19 protein-coding genes and 1 pseudogene are annotated in these 24,738 nt (G+C 72.8%); 14 read left to right on the forward strand and 6 right to left on the reverse strand.

The genetic code is table 11. The features are described 5' to 3' along the window. Positions 1-16 precede the first annotated feature (16 nt). Positions 17-1,603, forward strand: a complete 1,587-nt coding sequence (locus ACFC8N_RS12095) for a hypothetical protein (RefSeq protein ID WP_376288023.1) — start codon at positions 17-19, stop codon at positions 1,601-1,603. Here ACFC8N_RS12095 and ACFC8N_RS12100 read toward each other — a convergent pair. Beyond that, positions 1,600-3,177, reverse strand: a complete 1,578-nt coding sequence (locus tag ACFC8N_RS12100; RefSeq protein WP_356029746.1) for a Na+/H+ antiporter — start codon at positions 3,175-3,177, stop codon at positions 1,600-1,602. The genes ACFC8N_RS12095 and ACFC8N_RS12100 overlap by 4 nt on opposite strands. 248 nt (positions 3,178-3,425) lie before the next feature. Here ACFC8N_RS12100 and ACFC8N_RS12105 point away from each other — a divergent pair, with 248 nt between their 5' ends. After that, positions 3,426-5,918 carry an ATP-binding protein gene (locus ACFC8N_RS12105; RefSeq protein WP_376288024.1) on the forward strand — a complete coding sequence of 831 codons (2,493 nt, stop codon included), beginning with the start codon at positions 3,426-3,428 and terminating at the stop codon, positions 5,916-5,918. Positions 5,919-6,003: 85 nt separating this feature from the next. Here the strand turns inward: ACFC8N_RS12105 and ACFC8N_RS12110 are convergent, their stop codons facing one another. Next, the gene (locus ACFC8N_RS12110; protein WP_356029743.1) at positions 6,004-6,204 is read right to left on the reverse strand and encodes a hypothetical protein; all 201 of its coding nucleotides are present in this window, start codon (positions 6,202-6,204) and stop codon (positions 6,004-6,006) included. A gap of 46 nt (positions 6,205-6,250) precedes the next feature. Further along, positions 6,251-6,763, reverse strand: a complete 513-nt coding sequence (locus ACFC8N_RS12115) for a hypothetical protein (protein WP_362823977.1) — start codon at positions 6,761-6,763, stop codon at positions 6,251-6,253. A gap of 197 nt (positions 6,764-6,960) precedes the next feature. Here ACFC8N_RS12115 and ACFC8N_RS12120 point away from each other — a divergent pair, with 197 nt between their 5' ends. The 7 genes from ACFC8N_RS12120 (at position 6,961) to ACFC8N_RS12150 (ending at position 16,989) form a co-directional block, all read left to right on the forward strand. Further along, positions 6,961-8,802, forward strand: coding sequence for an APC family permease (locus ACFC8N_RS12120; protein ID WP_376288025.1), 1,842 nt, complete (start codon positions 6,961-6,963; stop codon positions 8,800-8,802). A 240-nt stretch (positions 8,803-9,042) separates the two neighbouring features. After that, a complete protein-coding gene (gene kdpF, locus ACFC8N_RS12125; protein ID WP_016434100.1) occupies positions 9,043-9,132 on the forward strand; it encodes a K(+)-transporting ATPase subunit F in 90 nt (29 codons plus the stop codon). Between the two features lie 8 nt (positions 9,133-9,140). Continuing rightward, complete coding sequence (gene kdpA, locus ACFC8N_RS12130; RefSeq protein ID WP_376288026.1) at positions 9,141-10,805, forward strand: potassium-transporting ATPase subunit KdpA; 1,665 nt, start codon at positions 9,141-9,143, stop codon at positions 10,803-10,805. Beyond that, positions 10,802-12,940: a potassium-transporting ATPase subunit KdpB gene (kdpB, locus tag ACFC8N_RS12135; RefSeq protein WP_356029737.1), complete on the forward strand. Its 2,139-nt coding sequence runs from the start codon at positions 10,802-10,804 to the stop codon at positions 12,938-12,940. Before kdpA ends, kdpB begins: the two co-directional genes overlap by 4 nt. Positions 12,941-12,945: 5 nt before the next feature. After that, positions 12,946-13,653 (forward strand): potassium-transporting ATPase subunit C, encoded by a 708-nt coding sequence (locus ACFC8N_RS12140; RefSeq protein ID WP_376288027.1) that lies wholly within the window; start codon positions 12,946-12,948, stop codon positions 13,651-13,653. Between the two features lie 88 nt (positions 13,654-13,741). Further along, positions 13,742-14,425, forward strand: a complete 684-nt coding sequence (locus ACFC8N_RS12145; RefSeq protein WP_356029734.1) for a response regulator transcription factor — start codon at positions 13,742-13,744, stop codon at positions 14,423-14,425. Positions 14,426-14,439: 14 nt separating this feature from the next. After that, positions 14,440-16,989, forward strand: a complete 2,550-nt coding sequence (locus tag ACFC8N_RS12150; protein ID WP_356029732.1) for a sensor histidine kinase KdpD — start codon at positions 14,440-14,442, stop codon at positions 16,987-16,989. Between the two features lie 18 nt (positions 16,990-17,007). Here ACFC8N_RS12150 and ACFC8N_RS12155 read toward each other — a convergent pair whose 3' ends face one another. Beyond that, positions 17,008-17,547, reverse strand: a complete 540-nt coding sequence (locus ACFC8N_RS12155; protein WP_356029731.1) for a universal stress protein — start codon at positions 17,545-17,547, stop codon at positions 17,008-17,010. 283 nt (positions 17,548-17,830) lie between these two features. On the opposite strand from ACFC8N_RS12155, the pseudogene ACFC8N_RS12160 reads away from it, so the two are divergent. The 5 genes and pseudogenes from ACFC8N_RS12160 to ACFC8N_RS12180 all read left to right on the forward strand — a co-directional run bounded on the left by ACFC8N_RS12160 (position 17,831) and on the right by ACFC8N_RS12180 (position 23,734). Continuing rightward, positions 17,831-18,158, forward strand: a pseudogene (locus ACFC8N_RS12160) (SAV_915 family protein). Positions 18,159-18,172: 14 nt separating this feature from the next. After that, positions 18,173-19,501: a diaminopimelate decarboxylase gene (gene lysA / locus ACFC8N_RS12165; protein ID WP_376288028.1), complete on the forward strand. Its 1,329-nt coding sequence runs from the start codon at positions 18,173-18,175 to the stop codon at positions 19,499-19,501. A 110-nt stretch (positions 19,502-19,611) separates the two neighbouring features. Continuing rightward, on the forward strand, positions 19,612-19,974 hold the full coding sequence (locus ACFC8N_RS12170; protein ID WP_356029726.1) for a metalloregulator ArsR/SmtB family transcription factor: 363 nt from the start codon (positions 19,612-19,614) through the stop codon (positions 19,972-19,974). Beyond that, positions 19,967-22,651 (forward strand): magnesium-translocating P-type ATPase, encoded by a 2,685-nt coding sequence (gene mgtA, locus ACFC8N_RS12175; protein ID WP_376288029.1) that lies wholly within the window; start codon positions 19,967-19,969, stop codon positions 22,649-22,651. The genes ACFC8N_RS12170 and mgtA overlap by 8 nt, the downstream gene beginning before the upstream one ends. 162 nt (positions 22,652-22,813) lie before the next feature. Next, positions 22,814-23,734, forward strand: coding sequence for an undecaprenyl-diphosphate phosphatase (locus tag ACFC8N_RS12180; RefSeq protein WP_376288030.1), 921 nt, complete (start codon positions 22,814-22,816; stop codon positions 23,732-23,734). A 12-nt stretch (positions 23,735-23,746) separates the two neighbouring features. Here ACFC8N_RS12180 and ACFC8N_RS12185 read toward each other — a convergent pair whose 3' ends face one another. Together ACFC8N_RS12185 and ACFC8N_RS12190 are read right to left on the reverse strand one after the other, a co-directional pair. After that, the gene (locus tag ACFC8N_RS12185; RefSeq protein WP_376288031.1) at positions 23,747-23,932 is read right to left on the reverse strand and encodes a hypothetical protein; all 186 of its coding nucleotides are present in this window, start codon (positions 23,930-23,932) and stop codon (positions 23,747-23,749) included. Between the two features lie 50 nt (positions 23,933-23,982). Beyond that, positions 23,983-24,738 (reverse strand): FtsW/RodA/SpoVE family cell cycle protein (locus tag ACFC8N_RS12190; protein WP_376288032.1); only part of this gene is annotated, 756 nt, incomplete at its 5' end.

Consider the following 24,738-nt stretch of genomic DNA (forward strand, 5'->3'; position numbering starts at 1 on the left):
TGACGTTGGAGGGACCGTGACTCTCACGGCCGGATCAGCGCAGAGTCCTGGCACCGAAGAGGAGGCCGGGGAGAACACTCCGCCACGGAGAGCGGCGGTCGCCCCGCGCGGGGGCAGCCCCGGACCGGGCCAGCGAGGGGGTTCGCGGACGGCCGGACCGGGTCCGGGGCTGCGCCTGCGGCGACAGGCCGAGGCCGCGCGGGCCGCTCTGCGCCGCCGCTACTGGGCCACCGTGCCGGCACGGCTGCGCCTTCTGCGCGTGGCCACGGTCCTGCTCGCGGCCGCCCTCGCCGGACTTCTGCTGGTGGCGGGCCTGGCCCTGACGGGGACATGGGGCGCCGTGGCCGACCGCGACGCGCCCCGCACCACCAGCGCCGCCGACCTCGACCTGGCCCTGAACGACATGGACGCCCAGGCCGCCAACATCCTGCTGTCCAACGGCGACGCGGGACAGGGGCGCCTGACGACGCCGTACACGAAGGCCGTCGGCCACTACGCCGACGCCCGGCGCGAGATCGGGCACGACCTGCGCACCCTCGCCGTCGCGGCGCAGGGCAGCCGGGCCGACGAGAAGACGGTCGAGTCGCTGACGGACGGCTTCGCCGAGTACCAGGAGCTGATCGGCCGGGCTCTGGAGAACGACGGCCACCACGGCGGCAGACCGGCCGCCCTCGCCGACCACCGTCGCGCCACCGACCTGCTGCGCGGCCAACTCCTGCCCGCGGCAAGCGCTTTGGTGTCGTCGAACGACACGGCCTTCGAAGCCGAGTACACGACCGCCCGCTCCGCCCTCTTTGCGCAGTTCGCCGCCGTCCTCGCGCTCGGCGCGGCGCTGCTCGCCGTGCTCGGCGTCCTCCAGTGGTACGTGGCCCGCACCTTCCGCCGTGTCCTCAATCCCGGGCTGCTGGCGGCGACCTGCTGCACTCTGCTCGCGGTGATCCTCGGCGCCCACCTGCTGTCGGCCTCGTCGTCCCACCTGCGGGTGGCCCGGCACGACGCCTTCGACTCCGTCGTCGCCCTCTCCCGCGCCCGCGCCCTCGCCTACGACGCCAACGCCGACGAGAGCCGCTACCTGCTCGACCCGCAGCGCCGCGACCGGTACGCGGACGCCTTCCTCGCCAAGTCCCAGCAGCTGTACGGCCTCACGGGCGCGACCCTGCCGACGTACGACGCACAACTGGCCACCACGTGGCAGGCGTACCGGTCCGACCACCACGACCTGCGTTTCACCGGCGAGTTCCGGCGCGAGCTGGACAACATCACCTTCCCCGGCGAGCGGGCCGCGGCCGAGAGGACCGTGGAGACCTACGCCGTCTACCAGCGCGACGACCGCAGCATCCGCGCGCTGCTCGCGGCCGGCGAGGAACGCGAGGCGGCCGAGTTCTGCACGGGCTGGGAACCGGGCACGTCCAACGCCCACTTCGAGGCCTGGATGGTCGCGCTGGACAAGGTCACGGGCATCAACCGCGCCCACTTCGACGCGTCGGTGGACGAGGGGCGGGCGGCGGTGAGCGATCTGCTGCCGTGGGCGGGCGGCGGTCTGTCGGCCGTGCTGGCCCTGACGGTCCTGGGCCTGCGCCCGAGGCTGGCGGAGTTCCGTTAGACGTCCGTCAGCCGAGCCTCCTCCAGGTCCAGCGCCCGCTGCAGCCGGCGCCGGGTGGTGTCACTGATGGCGTGGCCGTCGTACAGCCGCTGCAGTTCCGCCGTCTCCACCGCTATCAGGTCCCGGCGCAGCTGCCGGTAGACGAGGTCGGCCGACTCGGTCGCCGTGCCCTCCGCCCCGTTGCTCTCGGCCAGCCGGTCCCGGGCGTCCTCCAGGCGGGCGGTGAGGCCACGGCGCAGGCGGTCCAGGACGACGTCGGAGACGACCTCCAGCTCGGCCAGCTCCTCCAGGCGGGCCAGGCCGGCGTGGGCCAGGTGGGAGCGGGCGCGGGCCTCCTCGCGGGCGGTGTGGGCGGGCTCCAGGGCGATGCCGGAGGCGCGCACGACCGGGGCGAGGGTGAAGCCCTGGACGACCAGGGTCACGACCACGACCGACGTGGTCAGGACCAGCACCAGCGGGCGGCCGTCGAGCGGTGTGCCGTCCTTCATGGCCACCGGGATGGACAGCGCGGCGGCCAGCGGCATCACGCCCCGGGTGCCGGCCCACGTCAGCACCACCGGGATCCGCCAGTTCATGCGGCTGATCCCGCCCTTGCGCTGCACGACCGCCGACAGCGGCGCGAGCCACAGCAGCCGTACGGCGATCAGGGTGGCGGCGACCGCGAGGGCGTACAGCGGCCAGGCCCGGTCGCCGTGGGCCAGGGCCCGCACCTGGGCGGGCAGGGCCAGCCCTATCAGGCTGAACACCACGCTCTCCAGCAGGAACACGACCGTGCCGTAGACGGCGTGCAGCTGGAGGCGGATGCGGGCGTTGGTGAGGCGGTCGCCCCGGCCGCCGAGGACCACCCCGGCGACCACGCACGACGTCACGCCGGAGGTGTGCGCGACCTCGGCCAGGAGGTAGGCGGCGTAGGGGGTGACCAGCGCGATCACCGTCTCCAGGACCGGGTCCTCGGTGCGCCGCCGGATCAGGGTGATCACGCCGGCGACCGCCGCGCCGATCACCGTGCCGCCGCCCGCGAGCAGGAAGAACTCGCCGCCCGCCGAGTCCCAGTGGGCGGCGGCCGAGGCGACGGCGATGCCCGCCGCCACCCGGACCAGCACCAGCGAGGTCGCGTCGTTGAACAGGCTCTCCGCCTGCACCAGGACCTGCACCCGCGGCGGCAGCGCGAGCCGGCGGCCCAGCGCGGTGACGGCCACCGGGTCGGTGCTGGCCAGCACCGCGCCCAGCACGAACGCCATCTGCCAGGACAGGGGCGTCACGTACACGGCGACCGCGCCGACGGCCGCCGCCGAGGCGAGGACCAGCCCTATGGCGAGGATCCCGACCGGCTTCCACACCGCGCGCAGTTCCCGCCAGGGCATGTCCTCGGCGCTCGCGTACAGCAGCGGGGGCAGCACGACGAGGCCGATGATCTGGGGGCTGATCGCGATCTGCGGGGTGCCCGGCAGCAGGGCCACGGCGAGACCGGCGACCACCAGCAGTGAGGGCGCGGGGATCCGCCAGCGGCGCGCGAACGTGGCGACCAGCGTGGCGAGGACCACGAGGGCGAGAACCGTACCGACGCTGCGCATGCCGTCCCCCGGGGATGCGAAAGGGGATTGCGGAAGCCGCTCCGGCCCCCGGCCGACCAGACTTCCCGGCACACCTGGCCTCACCCTATCGGGCCAGGCCCCATCAAGACAGTGTCAAGGTCCCCGGGGCCCCCGCCAAGGAAGCGCTAACAAGCGCGCGGGCGGGTCGGGGGAAGCGGCTTCCTTGGAGGAAGCACCTTCGAATCAGTCGAATCAGTTGGATCAGCGAGCGGAGCGCGTCGGCGGCGATGAGTGACGTACGGCCCGGACGACTGAAGGTCTACCTCGGGGCGGCCCCGGGAGTCGGCAAGACCTACCGCATGCTCGACGAGGGACGGCGCCGCGCCGCGCGCGGGGCGGACGTGGTGATCGGGTTCGCGGAGTGCCACGGGCGGCCGCAGACCGAGGCCATGCTCGACGGCCTGGAGGCCGTGCCCCGGGCGTCCTGCTCGTACCGGGGCGGGCAGTTCGAGGAGATGGACCTGGCCGCGGTGCTGGCCCGGCGGCCGCACGTGGCGATCGTGGACGAGTTCGCGCACAGCAACATCCCGGGCGCCGGCCGCAACCCCAAGCGCTGGCAGGACATCGAGACCCTGCTGGACGCGGGTGTCGACGTGATCACCGCGCTGAACATCCAGCACCTGGAGTCCCTCAACGACGTGGTCGAGAAGATCACCGGGGTGCCGCAGCACGAGACCGTGCCGGACGAGGTGGTGCGGCGGGCCTGGCAGATCGAGCTGGTGGACATGCCGCCGGAGGGACTGCGCCGGCGGATGGCGCACGGGAACATCTACGCCCCCGAGAAGATCGACGCCGCGCTCGCCAACTACTTCCGGCCCGGCAATCTGACGGCCCTGCGGCAGCTGGCGCTGCTGTGGACGGCCGACCGGGTGGACGAGGCGTTGCAGGAGTACCGGTCGCAGCACGGCATCGGCCGGGTGTGGGAGACCCGGGAGCGGGTCGTCGTGGCCCTGACCGGCGGGCCGGAGGGCGACACGCTCGTCCGGCGGGCCGCCCGCATCGCCGACCGGTCGGCCGGCGGGGATCTGCTCGCCGTCCACGTGGCCCGCAGCGACGGGCTCGCGGCCGGCGGGGTCTCGCACGCCTCCCTGGCCCGGCAGCGCCGGCTCGTGGAGGACCTGGGCGGCAGCTACCACTCGGTCGTCGGTGACGACGTGGCCACCGCCCTGGTGGAGTTCGCGCGCGCCGAGAACGCCACCCAGCTCGTGCTCGGCACCAGCAGACGCGGCCGGCTGGCCCGCTTCCTCACCGGACCCGGCACCGGCGAGACGGTCACCGAGCTGTCCGGGGACATCGACGTCCACCGTGTCACCCACGAACGGGCCGGCCGCGGCACCCTGCTGCCGTCCCGCCGCCGTACGCTCTCGACGGCCCGGCTGATCGCTGGCCCGGTGGCCGGACTGGTGCTGCCGGTCCTGATCACGGCCCTGCTCGCCCAGCTGCGCGGCACGCTCAACCTGACCAGCGAGGCTCTGCTGTTCCTGCTCGCGGTGGTCGGGGTGGCCTGCATAGGCGGCGTGGCTTCGGCGGTGATCGCCTCGATCACGGCGTCCCTGCTGCTCAACTACTGGTTCATCCCGCCCATCGGCGCCTTCACCCTGGACGATCCCAACGCCCTGGTGGCGCTGACGGTGTTCGCGGTCGTGGCGGCCACCGTGGCCGCGGTCGTGGACCGCTCCCTGCGGCTGTCGCGCCGCTCCGCCCGGGCCACGGCCGAGGCGGAGACCATGTCGTCCCTGGCCGGCAGCATCGTGCGCGGCGAGGCGACCATCCCGGCCCTGCTGGAGCGCACCCGCGAGACCTTCGGCATGGAGTCGGCGGACCTGGTCGACGAACCCCCGGACGCGGCGCCCGGGTTGACGGCGGTGCCCGCCGGAGCCGGCGCCTGGCTCGCCCTGCACGGCCGTACCCTCTCCTCCTCCGAGCGCCGGGTGCTGGCCGCGTTCGCCGCGCACGTGGGCTCGGCGGTGGAGCGGGCCCGGCTGGCACAGGCGGCGGCCGAGGTGGAGCCGGTGAAGGCGGCCGACCGGCTGCGTACGGCGCTGCTGCGGGCCGTCGGCCACGACCTGCGCACCCCGCTCGCCGCCGGCTGGGCCGCCGTCACCTCGCTGCGCAGCCGCGACGTCACCTTCACGGCGGAGGACCGCGAGGAACTCCTGTCCACCGCCGACGAGTCGATGGCCAAGCTCAACCGCCTGGTGGAGAACCTCCTCGACCTCAGCCGCCTGGAGGCGGGCGCCCTCACCCTGAACCTGCGGGCCACCTCCCTGGAGGAGGTGCTGCCGCCGGCGCTGGCGGACGTGCCGGACGTCGAGGTGGCGGACGTCGAGGCGATCCCGGCGGTCCTGGCCGACCCGCCGCTGCTGGAGCGGGTGATCGCCAACCTGGTCGGCAACGCCGCCCGTCACACCCCGCCCGGCCGGAAGGTGCTGGTCACGGCCAGCGCGCTGGCGGGGCGGGTGGAACTACGGGTGATCGACCGCGGACCGGGCCTGCCCGCCGACGGCCGCGACCGCCTCTTCGAGCCCTTCCAGCGGCTCGGCGACACCGACAACACCACCGGCCTCGGCCTGGGCCTCGCGCTCGCCCGCGGCCTGACCGAGGCGATGAGCGGCACCCTCAGCCCCGAGGACACCCCGGGCGGCGGACTGACGATGGTGGTCTCGCTGCCGTTCGCGGCAGTGCCGGTGGGCGCCGAACCTTCCGAACAGAGCGTGTAGGAGGTGCCGGCCGGCGGGCGAGACCGAACGGCGCCTACGGCAACGGCCACTGCCTGCGCGGCTTCCTGCTCACCCCCGGCCCGGTTCACCGGCGGCGCCGTCCAGGAAACAGCGCACCGAGCACCCCGCACACCAGCGCGCCGAGGAGCAGGCCGCCCCACGGCGGCCCGCCCGGCCGGTGCGTGAGCGCCGCGTAGGCGAGGAAGCCGAGGCCGCCGCCCAGCAGGAAGCAGCCGAAGCCGCGCAGCCCCAGCCACCAGCGGGGGCGAGCCGTCCGTACGTTCATGCCGGACATGGTGCACGGCACCGGACCCCGGCCCCGCTCCGGCCCCCTATTCCAGCCCCGACACCCTGAACACCCCCAGCGCCGTCTCCCTCTCCACCCGGGACGACAGGCGGTGCAGCGCGGTCTCGCCGCACAGCAGCAGCCCGTCGGCCGTGGCCTGCCGTGCGCCCTCGGCGAGGTGGTGCCACAGGCGCGGGTTGCGGAGCAGGACCTCGGGGTCGATCTCGACCCGGCCGTCCCACGCGTCCCGCAGCAGCAGCCGCTGGGAGACGCCGTCCAGGACGCGGACCGAGATCAGCAGGTCGGTGCGGACGCGGTGTTCGCGGCCCAGCCGGCGCGAGGACAGCCAGTTCGGGCCGGCGGTGACACGGGCGGGACACAGCACGGCGAACAGCAGGACGGAGAGCGCCAGCCACAGCGCCGTACGCCACAGGGCGGCACGGCCGGTGGCCCAGTCGAGCAGGAGCAGCAGGACGAGGGGCAGGGCGGCGCAGCGGACGGCGCTCCACCGCTCCCGTGTCCAGTTCTGGTCGTTCGCCGTCGCGCCGGAGCCCGTCATGCCGCTCACGGTACTGACCTGCGGAAGCCGCCTCGCGCACCTTGACACGGCTCTGACGCGGACCCCCGTCAAGGACACGTCAAGACGGGCCGGTTGGGCGCGAAGATCCCGCAAGGACCGGTCGGATGCGGCCGGAAACAGACAGAACCTGGGTGCGCCCGCGCACGCAAGGCCGCGCACGAACAAGGAGCACGCCCATGTCCGTCCTGACCACCGAGCAGCCGGATGCCGTCCCCGCCGGCGAGGAGCCGCCTGATACCGGCGAACGCCACCGGCTGACGGCCGTCACGGGGCTCGCCGCCCTCTCGCTGGACGCGATGGCGTCGGTGGCCTATGGCCCCGAGGCGATCGTGCTGGTCCTCGCAGCCGCCGGTGCGCACGGACTGGGCTTTACGATGCCCGTCACGCTGGCCATCGCCGCCCTGCTGGCCGTGCTCGTGGCGTCCTACCGGCAGGTCATCGCGGCCTTCCCGGACGGCGGCGGTTCCTACGCCGTGGCGAAGACGCATCTGGGCGCGCGGACGAGCCTGGTGGCCGCCGCCTCGCTGGTCCTGGACTACGTGCTCAACGTCGCCGTCGCCGTCACCGCCGGCGTGGCGGCCCTGACCTCCGCCTTCCCCTCCCTCTACGCCGACCGGCTGTGGCTGTGCCTGGCCGTGCTCGTCCTGATCACGGGCGTCAATCTGCGCGGCATCGTGGAGTCCGCGAAGGCGTTCATCGTGCCGACCGTCGTCTTCGTCGGCTCGATCTTCGTCCTCATCGCCGTGGGGTTGTTCCGCTCCCACCCGGTGAGCACGGCGACGGCGGCCGGGCACGTCTCGGTCCTCGCCGACAACGCCTCCTCCGTGGGCACGCTGCTTCTGCTGAAAGCATTCGCCTCCGGCTGTGCCGCGCTGACCGGCGTGGAGGCCATCGCCAACGCCGTGCCCTCCTTCCGGGTGCCGCGCGTCCGGCGGGCGCAGCGGGCCGAGGTCGCGCTCGGAGCCGTGCTCGGGCTCATGCTGATCGGCCTGTCGGTGCTGATCGGCCGCTTCCACCTCCAGCCGGTCGAGGGCGTCACCGTCCTCGCCCAGCTCGCGGACGCCTCCTTCGGCCACAACTGGGCCTTCTACGTCGTCCAGTTCGCGACGATGCTCCTGCTGGCCCTGTCCGCGAACACCTCCTTCGGCGGGCTGCCGGTGCTGCTGAAGCTGCTGGCCCGGGACAACTACGCCCCGCACGTGTTCGCCCTGAAGGCCGACCGCCAGGTGCACCGGCACGGCGTCCTCGCGCTCGCCGTCGTCTCGGCCGCGCTGCTGGTCTTCTCCGGCGGCGACACCAACACCCTGGTGCCGATGTTCGCGATCGGCGTCTTCGTCGGCTTCACCATCGCGCAGGTGGGCATGGTCCGGCACTGGTGGCTCCAGCAGGGCCCGGGCTGGCGCGGAAAGGCGCTGCTCAACGGCTTCGGTGCCGTTCTCACCGGCGTCGCGACCGTCGTCGTCACGGCGAGCAAGTTCACCGAGGGCGCCTGGCTGATCGTCATCGCGCTGCCGCTGCTGGTCGTCGCCTTCGAGACCGTGCACCGCGCCTACGGCCGGATCGGCGAGCGCCTCGGGCTCGGCCGGATCCCGCAGGCCCCGCACCGCGACCGCTCGCTGGTGGTCGTGCCGGTGTCCACGCTGTCCCGGCTGACCTCCGAGGCGCTGACCGCGGCCGTTTCCCTCGGCGACGAGGTCCGCGCGGTGACCGTCTGCTACCCCGACCCCGAGGACCGGGCCCACCTGCACGCCCTGGAGCGCGCCTGGGCCGACTGGGACCCCGGCGTGGAGCTGGTACGGCTGTCCTGCGCCCGGCGCAGCCTCGGCAGGCCCATCGCCGCGTACGTCCGCGAGGTGGCCGCCGCCGAACCGGGCACCCGGGTCACCGTGCTGATCCCGGAGGCGGAGCCGGAGCGGCTGTGGCAGCGGCTGCTGCAGAACCAGCGGGGCGCGGTCGTCGCCCACGCCGTACGCCGGGAGACGGACGCGGTGATCTGCCGGCTGCGCTTCCGGCTGTGATCACAGGGCTACCCACCGGTATGGGCCGGGGGTCGTAAGAGAGCCGTCAAAGGCGTCGGCGCGGCCGTATGAGAGCCGTCAACGGGGGGTCGGATCCGGCCACACAGGCGCTTTCCTCGTACACGTCCGTTTCAACCGAACCTCACTCCAGGAGTTCGCGATGGCCGATCTGGCCTTCGTCGTCACCGTGCTCGCGGGTTTCGCGCTGGTGGCCCTCGTCGCCAAGGGGGTGACGAAGCTGTGACCGCCGAGAACATCGTCGGCCTCGTCGTGGCCGTCGCCCTGCTGGGCTATCTCGTCCTCGCCCTGATCTTCCCGGAGAGGTTCTGAGAACAGACATGGGTCCCGTACTCGCAGCCGTGCTCCAGCTGCTCGCCCTCATAGGCGCGCTGGCGCTCGTCTACGTCCCCGTCGGCAACTACATGGCCAGGGTCTACGAATCGCGCACGCACCTGCGTGTCGAGAAGTGGATCTACAAGGCCATCGGCGCCAACCCCGACGCCGAGATGACCTGGCCCGCGTATCTGCGCGGCGTCCTCGCCTTCTCGGCGGTCAGCGTCCTCTTCCTCTACCTCCTCCAGCGGCTCCAGGGCGTCTTGCCGGGCTCGCTGCACTTCTCCGCGGTCAACCCGGCGCAGTCGTTCAACACGGCCGTCTCGTTCGTGACCAACACGAACTGGCAGTCGTACTACGGCGAGCAGACCATGGGGCACGTCGTGCAGACCGCCGGTCTGGCCGTGCAGAACTTCCTCTCGGCCGCCGTCGGCATCGCCGTCGCCGTCGCCCTCGTGCGCGGCTTCGCCCGCTCGCGCACCGGTGAGCTGGGCAACTTCTGGGCCGACCTGGTGCGCGGCACACTGCGCATCCTGGTGCCGGGCGCGGCCGTCGCCGCGATTGTGCTGGTGGCGTGCGGCGCCATCCAGAACTTCTCCGGCATCCACGAGGTCGGCCAGTTCATGGGCGGCTCGCAGCAGTGGAACGGCGGCGCGGTCGCCTCCCAGGAGGCCATCAAGGAACTGGGCACCAACGGCGGCGGTTACTTCAACGCCAACTCCGCCCACCCCTTCGAGAACCCGACCGGGTTCACCAACCTCTTCGAGATCTTCCTGATCCTCGTCATCCCGTTCGCGCTGACCCGCACCTTCGGCGTGATGGTCGGCAACGTGAAGCAGGGCTACGCGATCCTCGCCACGATGTTCACCATCTGGCTGAGCTTCGTCGCGCTGATGATGTGGACCGAGTTCGCCCACCACGGTCCGGCGCTCCAGGCCGCGGGCGGCGCGATGGAGGGCAAGGAGACCCGGTTCGGCGTGGGCTCCTCGTCGATCTTCGCGGTGTCGACGACGCTCACGTCGACGGGTGCGGTGGACTCCTTCCACTCCTCCTTCACCGGTCTGGGCGGCGGCATCGCGATGCTCGGCATGATGCTGGGCGAGATCGCGCCCGGCGGTACCGGCTCGGGTCTGTACGGCATGCTGATCATGGCGGTCATCGCGGTGTTCATCGCCGGCCTGATGGTCGGCCGTACGCCCGAGTACCTGGGCAAGAAGATCGGCGGCCGCGAGATGAAGCTCGCCGCCTGCTACATCCTCATCACCCCCGCCCTGGTGCTGGTCTTCACGGCGGCCTCCATGGCCCTGCCGACCCCGCCGCACTCGATGCTGAACTCCGGCGCGCACGGGTTCTCCGAGGTGCTGTACGCGTTCACCTCCGCGTCGAACAACAACGGCTCGGCCTTCGCCGGTCTGAACGCGAACACCGACTGGTACAACACCATGACCGGACTCGCGATGCTCCTCGGCCGCTTCCTGCCCATGATCTTCGTCCTGGCGCTGGCCGGCTCGCTCGCCGAGCAGAAGCCGGTCCCGGAGACGGCGGGCACCCTGCGCACCGAGAAGCCGCTGTTCACCGGCCTGCTGGTGGGCGCGATCCTGATCATCACCGGTCTGACCTACTTCCCGGCCCTGGCCCTGGGTCCGCTCGCGGAGGGACTGGCGTCATGACCACTGGCATAGACAAGCAAGAGGACTCGATGTCCACAGCCACTCCCACCCGGGCGCCGCACAGCGACGTCCCCACCGGGCACAAGCCCGCCGAGGGCCGTGTCGGCGCGGGCCTCTTCGACCCCAAGGCACTGGTCAAGTCACTGCCGGACGCCTTCCGCAAGCTCGACCCGCGGGTGATGGTCAAGTCGCCCGTGATGTTCGTGGTGTGGATCGGCTCGGTCCTGACCACCGTCTTCTCCTTCCAGCACCCGGGCGACTGGTTCGGCTGGACCATCAGCGCCTGGCTGTGGCTGACGGTGATCTTCGCCAACCTGGCGGAGGCGGTCGCCGAGGGCCGCGGCAAGGCGCAGGCCGACACCCTGCGCAAGGCCAAGACCGACACCGTCGCGCGCCGGCTGCTCGCGGACGGCACCTCCGAGGAGGAGGTGCCCGGCACCGCGCTGACCATCGGTGACCTGGTCGTCTGCGAGGCCGGGGACGTCATCCCCGGTGACGGCGACGTCGTCGAGGGCGTCGCCTCCGTGGACGAGTCGGCGATCACCGGCGAGTCCGCGCCCGTCATCCGCGAGTCCGGCGGTGACCGGTGCGCCGTCACGGGCGGTACGAAGGTGCTGTCCGACCGGATCGTCATCAAGATCACGACGAAGCCCGGCGAGACCTTCATCGACCGGATGATCAACCTGGTCGAGGGCGCGGCCCGGCAGAAGACGCCGAACGAGATCGCGCTGAACATCCTGCTGGCGTCGCTGACCATCGTCTTCCTGCTGGCCTGCGCCACGCTGCCGCCGTTCGCCACGTACGCGGGCACGCACCTGACCATGGTCGTGCTGGTCGCCCTGCTGGTCTGTCTGATCCCGACCACCATCGGCGCCCTGCTCTCCGCGATCGGCATCGCGGGCATGGACCGGCTGGTGCAGCGCAACGTGCTCGCCATGTCGGGCCGCGCGGTCGAGGCCGCCGGCGACGTCTCCACGCTGCTCCTGGACAAGACCGGCACCATCACCCTGGGCAACCGGCAGGCCGCCGAGTTCGCGCCGGTCAGGGGCACCACCGAGGCGGAGGTCGCGGACGCGGCCCAGCTGTCCTCGCTGGCCGACGAGACCCCCGAGGGCCGTTCCATCGTCGTCCTGGCGAAGGAGAAGTACGGGCTGCGCGAGCGGCACCAGGGCGAGCTGGCCGGGGCCGAGTGGATCGAGTTCACCGCCCAGACCCGTATGTCGGGCGTGGACGTCGACGGCCGCAAGATCCGCAAGGGCGCCACCGCCTCGGTGATCGCCTGGGTGAAGGACGAGGGCGGCACCGTCGCCGAGGACGCCGACGCCATCGCCAACCGGATCTCCGAGGCGGGCGGCACCCCGCTGCTCGTCGCGGTCAACGACGACAAGGGCGCCCGGATCCTGGGTGTCATCTACCTGAAGGACGTCGTCAAGGAGGGCATGCGGGAGCGGTTCGAGGAGCTGCGCCGCATGGGCATCAAGACGGTCATGATCACGGGTGACAACCCGCTGACCGCCAAGGCGATCGCGGAGGAGGCGGGCGTGGACGACTTCCTCGCCGAGGCCACCCCCGAGGACAAGATGGCCCTCATCAAGCGGGAGCAGGCCGGCGGCAAGCTCGTCGCGATGACCGGTGACGGCACCAACGACGCGCCCGCGCTCGCCCAGGCGGACGTCGGCGTGGCCATGAACACCGGCACGTCGGCCGCCAAGGAGGCCGGCAACATGGTCGACCTCGACTCCAACCCGACCAAGCTCATCGAGATCGTCGAGATCGGCAAGCAACTCCTCATCACCCGTGGGGCGTTGACGACCTTCTCCATCGCCAACGACGTCGCGAAGTACTTCGCGATCATCCCGGCGCTGTTCGCGGCGGTCTACCCGGGCCTGGACAAGCTGAACATCATGCACCTGTCCTCGCCCGACTCCGCGATCCTGTCGGCCGTCATCTTCAACGCGCTGATCATCATCGCGCTGGTGCCGCTGTCCCTGAAGGGCGTGCGCTACCGGCCGATGAGCGCGGACAAGATGCTCCGCCGCAACCTCGGGATCTACGGCATCGGCGGCCTGATCGCGCCCTTCATCGGCATCAAGATCATCGACCTGCTCATCTCCCTCATCCCCGGAATCGGCTGATCGCCATGAACAACTCGGTTACCAACACCGTCCGGTTGCTCGGGGCGGGCCTGCGCGCCCTGCTCGTGCTGACCCTGGTGACGGGCGTCATCTACCCGCTGGTCGTCACCGGTGTCGCCCAGGCCCTGTTCAACAACAAGGCGAACGGCTCGGAGATCAAGGCGGACGGCAGGGTCGTGGGCTCGTCCCTGATCGGGCAGTCGTACAACCTGCCGCTGAAGAAGGGGCAGACCAGCGCGGACCCGGACCTGAAGTGGTTCCAGGGCCGCCCGCAGAACGGCCTCGGCACCAACACCGTCAACACCCGCTACAGCCTGATCCTTTCGGGTGCGACCAACCTGGCCGCGGACAGCGGCGCGGTGAAGGGCGAATGCCCCGCGCAGCCCGCGGACAAGACGCTCTGCGCCCAGGTGCTCGCCGCCAGGGACGCCGTGGTCAAGGACAACTCCGTGCCCGGCTACACCGTCAGGCCGTCCGACGTCCCCGCCGACGCGGTCACCTCCTCCGGCTCCGGACTGGACCCGGCGATCTCCCCGGAGTACGCCGAGCTCCAGGTCCACCGGGTCGCCGCGAAGAACGGACTGTCCGTCGCCGCGGTGGACAAGCTCGTCAAGGACCAGACCCAGGGCCGCACCCTCGGCTTCATCGGCGAGCCGCAGGTGAACGTCCTGGAACTCAACATCGCGCTCAAGGACCTCGTGGCCAAGAAGTGACGGTCTTACGCGATTCGCGCCGGGAGTCGGCACCTCGGGACACCCCGGGTGGCGGCTCCCGCAGGCATGACAGGAGAGGCACACACCCATGACCCGGGTGCTCGTGGTGGAGGACGACCCGCAGCTCGTACGGGCCCTCGTCATCAACTTGCAGGCACGTCACTACGGGGTGGACGCGGCCCCGGACGGAGCCACCGCGCTCCGGCTCGCCGCCGCGCGCCAGCCCGATGTGGTGCTGCTGGACCTCGGCCTGCCCGACATGGACGGCGTCGACGTCATCAAGGCGCTGCGCGGCTGGACCCGGGTGCCGATCATGGTGCTCTCCGCCCGGCAGGCCTCCGACGAGAAGGTGGGCGCGCTCGACGCCGGCGCCGACGACTACGTCACCAAGCCGTTCAGCATGGACGAGCTGCTGGCCCGGCTGCGGGCCGCCGTCCGCCGCACCGAGGACACCCCGCTCGTCCCCGAGCTGACCCTGGTGGAGACGGCGGACTTCAGCATCGACCTGCTCGCCAAGAAGGCCGTACGGGCCGGGCGGGACGTCCGGCTGACCCCGACCGAGTGGCACCTCCTGGAGATCCTGGTGACCAACCCCGGCCGGCTGATCACCCAGAAGCACCTCCTCCAGGAGGTCTGGGGGGTCTCGCAGAGCAACAAGACCAACTACCTGCGGGTCTACATGGCCCAGTTGCGCAGGAAGCTGGAGACCGACCCGTCCCACCCCCGCTATCTCATCACCGAGCCCGGCATGGGCTACCGCTTCGAGGAATGACCCCGAGGAACCACATGGCACGCGGCAAGCTCCGGATCTACCTCGGTTCGGCACCCGGCGTCGGCAAGACGTACGCGATGCTGTCGGAGGCCCACCGCCGTATCGAGCGGGGCACCGACTGCGTGGTCGCCTTCGTGGAACACCACCACCGGCCGCGCACCGAGGTGATGCTGCACGGCCTGGAAGTGATCCCGCGCAAGGAGATCGAGTACCGGGGGAGCGTCTTCACCGAGATGGACGTGGACGCCGTCCTCGCCCGCCGCCCCCGCGTGGCGCTCGTGGACGAACTCCCGCACACCAACATCCCCGGCTCGCGCAACGCCAAGCGCTGGCAGGACGTCGAGGAGCTGCTCGCCGCCGGGATCGACGTGATCTCGACGGTCAACATCCAGCACCTGGAGTCGCTGGGCGACGTCGTCGAGTCGATCACCGGCGTCCGGCAGCAGGAGACCGTGCCGGACGAGGTCGTCCGGCGGGCGGGCCAGATCGAGCTGGTCGACATGTCCCCGGAGGCACTGCGCCGCCGCATGGCGCACGGCAACATCTACCGGCCGGACAAGGTCGACGCGGCCCTCGCCAACTACTTCCGGCCCGGAAACCTCACGGCCCTGCGGGAGTTGGCGCTGCTGTGGGTGGCCGACCGGGTCGACGAGTACCTGACCGAGTACCGCAGCGAGCACCGGGTCTCCACGATCTGGGGTTCGCGCGAGCGCATCGTGGTCGGTCTGACCGGCGGCCCCGAGGGGCGCACGCTGATACGGCGTGCGGCCCGGCTCGCCGAGAAGGGCGCGGGCGGCGAGGTGCTGGCGGTCTACATCTCCCGCAGCGACGGCCTCAGCGCCGCCTCGCCGAAGGAACTCGCCGACCAGCGCACCCTGGTCGAGGACCTCGGCGGCACCTTCCACCATGTCGTGGGCGACGACATACCGGCCGCCCTGCTCGACTTCGCGCGCGGTGTGAACGCCACCCAGATCGTCCTCGGCGTCTCGCGCCGGCGCGGCTGGCAGTACGTCTTCGGGCCGGGCGTCGGCGCCACGGTCGCCGTCGAGTCCGGTCCCGACCTCGACGTGCACCTCATCACGCACGACGAGGCGGGCAAGGGCCGCGGCCCGGGGCTGCCCGCCGCCCGGGGCGCCCGGCTCGGCCGCTCCCGGGTCATCCGGGGCTGGCTGGTCGGCGTGCTCGGACCGGCGCTGCTGACCTGGCTGCTCACCAGCACCACGCCGGACGTCGGCCTCGCCAACGACATGCTGCTGTTCCTGACGCTGACGGTCGCGGCGGCGCTGCTCGGCGGCCTCTACCCGGCGCTGGCCTCCGCGGTCGTGGGCTCCCTCCTGCTCAACTGGTACTTCACGCCGCCCGTCCACACCCTCACGATCGCCGACCCGAAGAACATCGTCGCCATAGCGATCTTCGTCGGGGTCGCGGTGTCCGTCGCCTCGGTCGTGGACCTCGCGGCCCGGCGCACCCAGCAGGCGGCCCGGCTGCGCGCCGAGTCGGAGATCCTGTCCTACCTCGCCGGGAACGTGCTGCGCGGCGAGACCGGCCTGGAGGAGCTGCTGGAACGGGTGCGCGAGACCTTCGGCATGGAGTCGGCCGCGCTGCTGGAGCGCTCGGCCGAGACGGCACCCTGGACCTGCGCGGGCAGCGTGGGCCCGCGCCCGGCCGCGATCCCGGAGGACGCCGACGTGGACGTGCCCGTCGGCGACCACATGGCGCTGTCGCTCAGCGGCCGGGTGCTGCCCGCCGCCGACCGCCGGGTGCTGGCCGCGTTCGCCGCGCAGGCCGCCGTCGTCCTGGACCGCCAAAGGCTCCAGCACGAGGCCGACCGGGCCAAGGAGCTCGCCGAGGGCAACCGCATAAGGACCGCCCTGCTGGCCGCCGTCAGCCACGATCTGCGCACCCCGCTCGCGGGCATCAAGGCGTCGGTCACCTCGCTGCGTTCGGACGACGTCGAGTGGTCCCCGCGGGACCGGGCGGAACTGCTCGCGGCCATCGAGGAGGGCGCCGACCGCCTCGACCATCTCGTCGGCAACCTGCTGGACATGTCCCGCCTGCAGACCGGCACGGTGACCCCGATCATCCGCGAGACGGACCTGGACGAGGTCGTGCCGATGGCGCTCGGCGGGGTGCCGGAGGACAGCGTGGAGCTGGACATCCCGGAGACCCTGCCGATGGTCGCGGTCGACCGGGGCCTGCTGGAGCGGGCCGTGGCCAACGTGGTCGAGAACGCCGTCAAGTACAGCCCGGCGCACGAGCCCGTACTGGTCTTTGCGAGCGCCCTCGCCGACCGGGTGGAACTGCGGGTCGTGGACCGGGGTCCGGGCGTACCGGACGAGGCCAAGGACCGCATCTTCGAACCCTTCCAGCGCTACGGGGACGCTCCGCGGGGCGTCGGTGTGGGGCTGGGCCTGGCGGTCGCGCGGGGCTTCGCCGAGGCGATCGGCGGCACGTTGCACGCGGAGGACACGCCGGGCGGGGGACTGACGATGGTGCTGGCCGTACGGACGGCACCGTCGCGCGAGCGGGGCGCGGGGCTGGTCGCGTCGGGCGAGTGCGGGTGAGCGGGGGCTGATCCCGCCTCAGGGGGTCGCGGTCGGCGGCAGCAACGGCAGTCCCCAGGTGTTCCGGCGCCGCACCGCCGCCAGTTCCGCCTCCAGCGGTGACGGTGGTACCGCCAGCACGGGGCAGGTGGCATGGGCCAGGCAGTAGCGGCTGACCGACGGCCACAGGGAGCGGCGCAGCAGGCCGCGGCCGCCGGTGCCGACGACGAGGACGTCGTCCTCCCGGCCCGCTGTCCGCACCAACGCCCGGCCGGGGGTGCCACGGACGACGAGCGCCTGCCCGGGCAGCCCGGTGTCCGCGGCGCCGAACACGTCGCACAGCGCCGCGGCCAGCTGCTCGCGCGCCAGCTGCTCCCACCGTGGGACCAGGGCTTTCGTAGCCGGGAACCGGCGGGAGGCCAGATCGCCCTCCGGCGGCTCCCACGCCAGCACGGGCCAGAGTTCGGCCCCCCGGCGCCTGGCCTCGACGGCGGCCCGGGCCAGCGCGGCCGCGCCGCCCGGCGTGCCGTTCACTCCCACCACGACCCGGGCGGCCGAAGGCGGGCGGTACTCGGACATCGGATCCTCCTCGTCAGCGGGAACCACGTCCATCACACCGCCGTTCCCGCCCTTCGAACAGCCCGTACGTCAGTTCTTGGCGGGCTTCTGACGGCCTGTTCCCACCCCTTCGGCCGGACCCGTCAGCGGCGCGTCAAGGTCACCGGGATCGTCGTCAGCGTCCCGTCAGGGCCCGCCGGAACCCCCCGGACGGCGGGCATAACGTCGACGGCGAGCCCCGGTCCGCCTCCCCGCGTCCGGGGCCCTTCGGACCACTCGCTCCCTGCCCTTCGGGAGGCACCCCATGGCAGCACTTCTCTTCGGCGACGACCCCGAGCCCTCCGATCCGTCCCCGGCCGGACCCCTGTACGTGCCGGTCCGGCCGGGACCCTCGGGATGTGCGGCCCGGCTCTTTCGCACCCCCCCTCGGCGAGCGCACCGCCGTCGGCTTCACCTCCGCGCTCCGGCTGACCGCCACGCTCGGCCCCGGCCAGCCCTGGATCCGTCTCGCCGAGCCCGCGTTGCGCGCGCTGACCGCCCCGCTCGGCGTCACCGCCCTCACGGTGGACCCGCAGTTCACCGCCCCGGCCACCAGGCCGGCGCCCGCACCGGCACCCGCGTTCGCCGCCTGAGAGGGGCAGTCTCGATGACCACGGTTCACGAACCCACCACCCGGGCCGCCGAGTTGTCGGTGTGGCCCGCCTCCACCACCGAGTTCCCGCACGGCGACCTCGCCGTGGGCGGCGTACCGCTCGCGGAGATCGCCGACCGCTTCGGCACCCCCGTCTACGTCCTCGACGAGGCCGAGGTCCGCGACCGCTGCCGCACCTACCGCGACGCCTTCCCCGACGCCGAAGTCCTCTACGCCGCCAAGGCGTTCCTGTGCCGGGCCATGGCCCGCTGGATGGACGAGGAGGGCCTCGGCCTCGACGTCTGCTCGGCCGGCGAACTCGAACTCGCCGTCACCACCGGCTTCCCGGCGGAGCGGATCGTGCTGCACGGCAACGCCAAGTCCCCGCGCGACCTGGAGACCGCGCTGCGCCTCGGCGTCGGACGCGTCGTCATCGACAGCCCGTCCGAGATCGCCCGGCTCGCCGCCGCCGTCGGACCGGAGGGGCACCAGAAGGTGATGGTCCGGGTCGTGCCCGGCATCAGCGCGGGCGGCCACGACAAGATCCGCACCGGCACCGAGGACCAGAAGTTCGGGCTCAGCATCTCCGACGGGTACGCCCAGCACGCCATCACCCGCATCCTCGACCAGCCGCAGCTCGAACTCACCGGCCTGCACTGCCACCTGGGCTCCCAGATCACCGGCGTCAAGCCGTACCTGGTCGCCGTGCGCCGCATGGTCGGGCTCATGTCCCGGCTGTACGAGCAGCACGGGCTGGTGCTGCCCGAACTCGACCTCGGCGGCGGCCACGGCATCGCCTACCGCCCCGGCGAGGCGGCCCTGGACCTGACGGCGCTGGCCCGCAAGGTCCGCGCCGAACTGGCCGACGCCTGCGCCACCGCCGGGCTGCCGGTGCCCCGCCTGATCATCGAGCCGGGCCGGGCCATCGCGGGCCCGGCGGGCGTCGCGCTGTACCGCGTGCTGTCCGTCAAGCACACCGGCGGCCGGGTCTTCGTGGCCGTCGACGGCGGCATGAGCGACAACCCGCGCCCGGCGCTGTACGGCGTCCGGTACGCGCCCCGGCTGGTGGGCCGGCCCAGCACGGCGGCGACGGCCCCGGTGACCGTCGTGGGCCGGCACTGCGAGGCCGGTGACGTCCTGGCCGCCGGGGTCGAGCTGCCCGGGGACGTGCACCCCGGCGACCTGCTCGCCGTACCGGTGGCCGGCGCCTACCACCTGTCGATGGCCTCCGGCTACAACCTGGTCGGCCGCCCGCCGGTGGCCGCCGTACGCGCCGGCCAGGCCCGCCTGCTGGTCCGCCGCGAGTCCCTGGACGACATCCGCAGCCGGGACGTGGGCCTCTAGACCCTGCCCTCCCCCGACGCCCGGGATGTTCCGCAGGTGCCGCCTAGACTGGTGAGCACATGTGCGAGGTCCGCATCGACCGGTGGACGGGTGGCGAAAGGGAGGGGACCGTGGCGCAGATCACCCACGGCTTCGAGGATCCGTCCGCCGAGGTACTCTCGGCGGCGGCCGCCGCCTTCGGGCTGCTGGCCGCGGCGCCGCGGCTGCACATCATGTGGGCGCTGGCCCAGGGCGAGAGCGACGTGAGCGCGCTCGCGGACCGGGTCGGCGGGGCGCTGCCCGCCGTCAGCCAGCACCTGTCCAAGCTGAAGCTCGCGGGACTCGTCCGCTCCCGCCGGGAGGGCCGGCGGCAGATCTACTACGTCGGCGACCCCGATGTCGTCACGGTCGTCCGCGTGCTCGTCGGCCGGCTGGCCCAGCGCGCGGGGGAGCCGCACGCGCCGGTGGCCGGGCTGCAGGGGACCGGTGCCTAGGAGCGCCCCGGCCTGGGGAGAGGGCGCCGAGGCGCCGGTCGCCGGGGCCGTACCGGGCACGCTCGCGGCCGGCGGCACCGGGCCGGAGTCGGCCGCCGGCGCGCCGGACGCGGGCACCGCGCTGCAGGTGCTGCGGCGGCTGGACACCGGGCCGCGCGGACTGACCGAGGACGAGGCCGCGCTGCGCCTCGCCCGCTGCGGCGCCAACACGCTGCCCGCCCGCAAGGACGCCTCCTGGCCGCGCCTGCTGGTGCGCGGCCTGCGCGACCCCTTCACCGCGGTGCTGCTCTGTCTGGCCCTGGTCTCCGCCGCCGTGTTCGCCTGGTCCACCGCCTGCGTGATCCTCGCCCTGGTCGTGACCAGCAGCGTGCTGCGGGCCTCCGGCGAGTACCGCGCCGACCGGTCCATGGCCCAGCTGCGCGAGCTGGTCGCCACCACCTCCACCGTGCTGCGCCGGGCGGACGAGGAAGCGGCGCCCGAGGCCCGTGAGGTCCCGGTGGAGGACCTGGTCCCCGGCGACATCGTCCAGCTCGGCGCGGGCGACCTGGTCCCGGCGGACGTCCGGCTGCTGCGCGCGCGGGGCCTGACCGTGCACCAGTCGGCGCTGACCGGGGAGTCGGCCCCGGTCCCGAAACACGCGGCGGACGTCGCAGCGGCCGCCGGGCCGGCCGGCACCGCCCTCTTCGAGCGGCCGCAGCTGTGCTTCCAGGGCAGCAGCGTCGCCACCGGCAGCGGCACCGCCGTCGTGCTGGAGACGGGCGGGCGCACCCGGTTCGCGGCCGCCCACGGCCGCACGGTCGGCCGGCGCGAGGCGAGCGCCTTCGACCGCTCGGTGTACGGCATCTCGTGGATCCTGATCCGGTTCATGCTGCTCACCCCGCCGCTGGTGCTGATGGCCAACGCGGCGCTGCGCGACCGGGGGCTGGAGACCCTGCCGTTCGCGGTGGCGGTGGCGGTCGGGCTGACACCGGAGATGCTGCCGGTCGTCGTCACCACCTGTCTGGCGCGCGGCGCGTCGCTGCTGGCCCGCACGCACGGGGTGATCGTCAAACGGCTCCCGGCCCTGCACGACCTGGGCGCGGTCGACGTGCTGTGCCTGGACAAGACGGGCACGCTCACCCAGGACCGGCCGGTGGTCGAGCGGGGCCTGGACGCGGCGGGCGCCGACGATCCCGAGGTGGTCCGCTGGGCCGCCGTCAACGCCTGGTGGACCCTCCAGCTCGCCGAACTGCCCGAGCCCGACGCCCTGGACGAAGCGGTCCTGGACGCGGCCGACGAGGACGACCTCATGGCGTACGACGGGGTCGCGGCGCTCCCGTTCGACCCCGTGCGCCGGCTGGCCACGGCCGTGGTGCGCACCCCCGGCCGGCTGGGCTCGCACACGCTCGTCGTCAAGGGCGCCGTGGAGGCCGTCCTGGAGCGCTGCGCCCTGGAGCCTGCGGAGGCGGACCGGCTCGCGGACCTCGCGGACCGGGCCGCGCGGGACGGCCTGCGGGTGCTGGCGGTCGCCACCGCCGAACGCCCGGCCCGGCTGCGCGACTACACCCCGGCCGACGAGCGCGGCCTGGACTTCCGCGGCTTCGTCACCCTGCGCGACGCGCTCGCGCCCACCGCCGCGCCCGCCCTCGCCGCGCTCGCCGCACGTGGCGTCACCATCAAGATCCTCACCGGCGACCACCCCGGCACCGCGGCCCGCGCCTGCCGCGACCTGGGCATCGAACTGGGCCCGGACCAGGTGGTCATCGCCGACCGCACCGACGCCCTGACCGACGCGGAACTGGCCGAGCTGGCCCGCCGTACGACGGTCTTCGCCCGCTGCACCCCGGAGCACAAGGCGCGGATCAGCGCCGCGCTGCGCACCGGCGGGCACACGGTGGGCTTCCTCGGCGACGGGGTCAACGACGTCTCGGCCCTGTGGGCGGCCGACGTCGGCATCGCCCCGCGCGACGCCACCGACGTGGCCCGGGAGGGCGCCGACGTGGTGCTCGCCGAGAAGGACCTCACCGCCGTCGACCACGCCATCTCCGCGGGCCGGCACAGCGGCGGCAACATCGCCACGTATCTGCGCATCACCCTGTCGTCCAACGTCGGCAACGTCATCGCGATGCTCGCCGCCGGTCTGCTGCTGCCCTTCCTGCCGATGCTGCCGGCGCAGGTGCTGGTGCAGAACCTGTGCTTCGACACGGTGCAGCTCGCCTTCGCCTACGACCGCCCCCACCCGGCCCTGCTGCGCCGCCCCGCCACTCTCGACCCGCGCGCCCTGCTGCGTTTCATCACCGGGTTCGGCGTCCTCAACGCGGCCGCCGACCTCGCCACCTTCGTCGTCCTGGCCCTCGCCCTGCACGGCTCGGGACCGGCCGAGGACGAGGCGGTCTTCCACTCCGGCTGGTTCACCGAGAACCTGATCACCCAGAGCCTGGTGATGCTGCTGCTGCGCACTGGCCGCCGGCTCTTCGAGGACCGCCCGCCCGGCCCGGTGGGCTGGACCGCGGCCGCCCTCGCGGTCATCGGCCTGGTGCTGCCGCCGTCCCCGCTCGGCCCGCTGCTCGGTCTCACCACGCTCCCGCTGGAGTATTACCTGCTTCTCACCATCGTCCTCGCGCTGTACGCCGCCGGGCTCGTCCTGGCCCGCAAGCGCCACGAACGGAACCTGCTCGGCGAGGGCGATCCGGGGTGAATCAGGTGATTCCCGCTCGCCGGTCCGGGCAGCCGGCCGGGTGCTTCGCGCGACCTGTCCTGATTCTTGCTCGCGTGTAGTACCTTGCGCCGCCGGAGCCGTCCGCCGCGCGCGGGTCCTCGGCTCCGCTCCCCTCGCGCACCTGGAGACGAAGGCCGGCCGATGTCCGTTCTGACCTATCCCGAAGCCGTGGGCGTCGGCCTGCTGCAAGGGGTCACCGAGCTGTTCCCCGTCTCCAGCCTGGGGCACAGCATCCTGATACCCGCGCTGCTCGGCGGGCACTGGAAGCACGACCTGGACGTCTCCGCCGACGGATCCCTCTACCTCAACGAGCTGGTCGGCCTCCACCTGGCCACCGCGCTCGCGCTGGTCGTCTACTTCTGGCGGGACTGGGTGCGGATCGTCCGCGGTCTGTTCACGTCGGTCACCCAGCGCCGCATCGAGACCGTGGAGCAGAAGCTCGCCTGGCTGATCATCACGGCTTGCGTCCCGGTCGCGGTCGCCGGTGTCGCGCTCGACAAGGTGTTCCGCTCGACGCTCGGCAAGCCCGTCCCCACCGCGATCTTCCTGGCGCTCAACGGCATCGTCCTCTTCGTCACGGAGCAGCTGCGGCGCGGCGGGACCGGCCGCCGGCGGGCCGGGGCCACCGTCGCCCCCGGCGAGGAGCACCTGTCGGCGGACGAGCAGTCGGACCTGCGGATCACCCGGCTGACGATCCGGCAGGCCGTGACGATCGGCGCCGCCCAGATCCTCGCCCTGCTGCCCGGCATCAGCCGCTCCGGCTCGACCATCAGCGCGGGCATCTTCAAGGGGATGGGCCACGAGGACTCCGCCCGCTTCGCGTTCCTCCTCGCCACGCCGGTGATCGGCGGCGCCGCGCTGCTCAAGCTCCCGCCGCTGCTAGGGGCGCAGGGCAACGGCCTGCGCGGCCCCCTGCTGGCCGGCAGCGTGGCCGCGTTCGTCGCGGCCTACCTCGCCACGCGCTTCCTGGTCCGCTACTTCGAGCACCGCACCCTCATCCCGTTCGCCGTCTACTGCTCGGTGGCCGGTCTGGGCAGCCTCGCGTACTTCACGCTGGTCTGAGGCGGGGCCGCCTCAGGTGGCGTCGGGGTCGCCGTGCACCGCGACGGCGACCTCCGACAGCTCCGCCCTCGGGTCCAGGGCGGAGCGGATCTCCGCCAACTCCTTGAGTTCGGGGCCGAGTTCCGCGCGGACCTCGTCCCCGGCGCTGTCGGCGAACGCGCGCACCGTCCGCAGGGTGAGCAGGTCCAGGGGACTCACGCCGAGGAACATCAGTGGCTCCGCTCCGTCACCGAGGTGGGACGGGGGTCTCAGACCGGCCGTACGAACTGGGTCTCGGCGGCGCTGACGTCGGCGGCCGGCTGCGGCGGGGGACGGCGGGCCGTGTCGCTGACCTTGAGCAGGACGGCGACCAGCAGCCAGTTGGCGACCATCGACGAGCCGCCCTGGGCGAGGAACGGCAGGGCCTTGCCGGTGAGCGGGATGAGCCCGGTGACGCCGCCCACGACGACGAAGACCTGGAGGACGAGCGCCGAGGCCAGGCCGCCGGCGAGCAGCTTGCCGAACGGGTCGGTGACGGTCAGGGCCGTGCGCAGGCCGCGCTCGGCGAGCAGGGCGTAGAGCAGGATGACGAGCGTCACCCCGGCGAGGCCGAGTTCCTCGCCGACCGTGGTCAGGATGAAGTCGCTGCGCCCGGCGAAGCCGATGAGCTCAGGGTGGCCCTCGCCGAGGCCGGTGCCGAGCATGCCGCCCGAGCCGAAGCTGAACAGGGCCTGGGCGGCCTGGTCCGAGACCAGTCCGGCCGGGCGCTGGTCGGGCGGCAGGAAGATGTCCATGGGGTGCAGCCAGGCGACGACCCGGCCGTGCACGTGCGGTTCGAAGGAGCCGACGACGAAGGCGCCGACGGCGAACATGACGACGCCGAACACCACCCAGCTGGTCCGCTCGGTGGCGACGTACAGCATGATCACGAACAGGCCGAAGAAGATCAGCGAGGTGCCGAGGTCCCGCTCGAAGACCAGGACGAGCAGGCTGAGCATCCACACGGCCGCGACCGGGCCGAGCTG

This window comes from Streptomyces sp. NPDC055966 (assembly GCF_042269865.1).
In the GTDB taxonomy this organism is placed as follows: domain Bacteria; phylum Actinomycetota; class Actinomycetes; order Streptomycetales; family Streptomycetaceae; genus Streptomyces.

Coding starts and splice junctions, on each gene's coding strand:
- ACFC8N_RS12100 (WP_356029746.1), bottom strand. CDS start 3,177: ATGCGCAGCGTCGGTACGGTTCTCGCCCTCGTGGTCCTCGCCACGCTG.
- ACFC8N_RS12105 (WP_376288024.1), top strand. CDS start 3,426: ATGAGTGACGTACGGCCCGGACGACTGAAGGTCTACCTCGGGGCGGCC.
- ACFC8N_RS12110 (WP_356029743.1), bottom strand. CDS start 6,204: ATGAACGTACGGACGGCTCGCCCCCGCTGGTGGCTGGGGCTGCGCGGC.
- ACFC8N_RS12115 (WP_362823977.1), bottom strand. CDS start 6,763: ATGACGGGCTCCGGCGCGACGGCGAACGACCAGAACTGGACACGGGAG.
- ACFC8N_RS12120 (WP_376288025.1), top strand. CDS start 6,961: ATGTCCGTCCTGACCACCGAGCAGCCGGATGCCGTCCCCGCCGGCGAG.
- kdpA (WP_376288026.1), top strand. CDS start 9,141: ATGGGTCCCGTACTCGCAGCCGTGCTCCAGCTGCTCGCCCTCATAGGC.
- kdpB (WP_356029737.1), top strand. CDS start 10,802: ATGACCACTGGCATAGACAAGCAAGAGGACTCGATGTCCACAGCCACT.
- ACFC8N_RS12140 (WP_376288027.1), top strand. CDS start 12,946: ATGAACAACTCGGTTACCAACACCGTCCGGTTGCTCGGGGCGGGCCTG.
- ACFC8N_RS12145 (WP_356029734.1), top strand. CDS start 13,742: ATGACCCGGGTGCTCGTGGTGGAGGACGACCCGCAGCTCGTACGGGCC.
- ACFC8N_RS12150 (WP_356029732.1), top strand. CDS start 14,440: ATGGCACGCGGCAAGCTCCGGATCTACCTCGGTTCGGCACCCGGCGTC.
- ACFC8N_RS12155 (WP_356029731.1), bottom strand. CDS start 17,547: ATGTCCGAGTACCGCCCGCCTTCGGCCGCCCGGGTCGTGGTGGGAGTG.
- lysA (WP_376288028.1), top strand. CDS start 18,173: ATGACCACGGTTCACGAACCCACCACCCGGGCCGCCGAGTTGTCGGTG.
- ACFC8N_RS12180 (WP_376288030.1), top strand. CDS start 22,814: ATGTCCGTTCTGACCTATCCCGAAGCCGTGGGCGTCGGCCTGCTGCAA.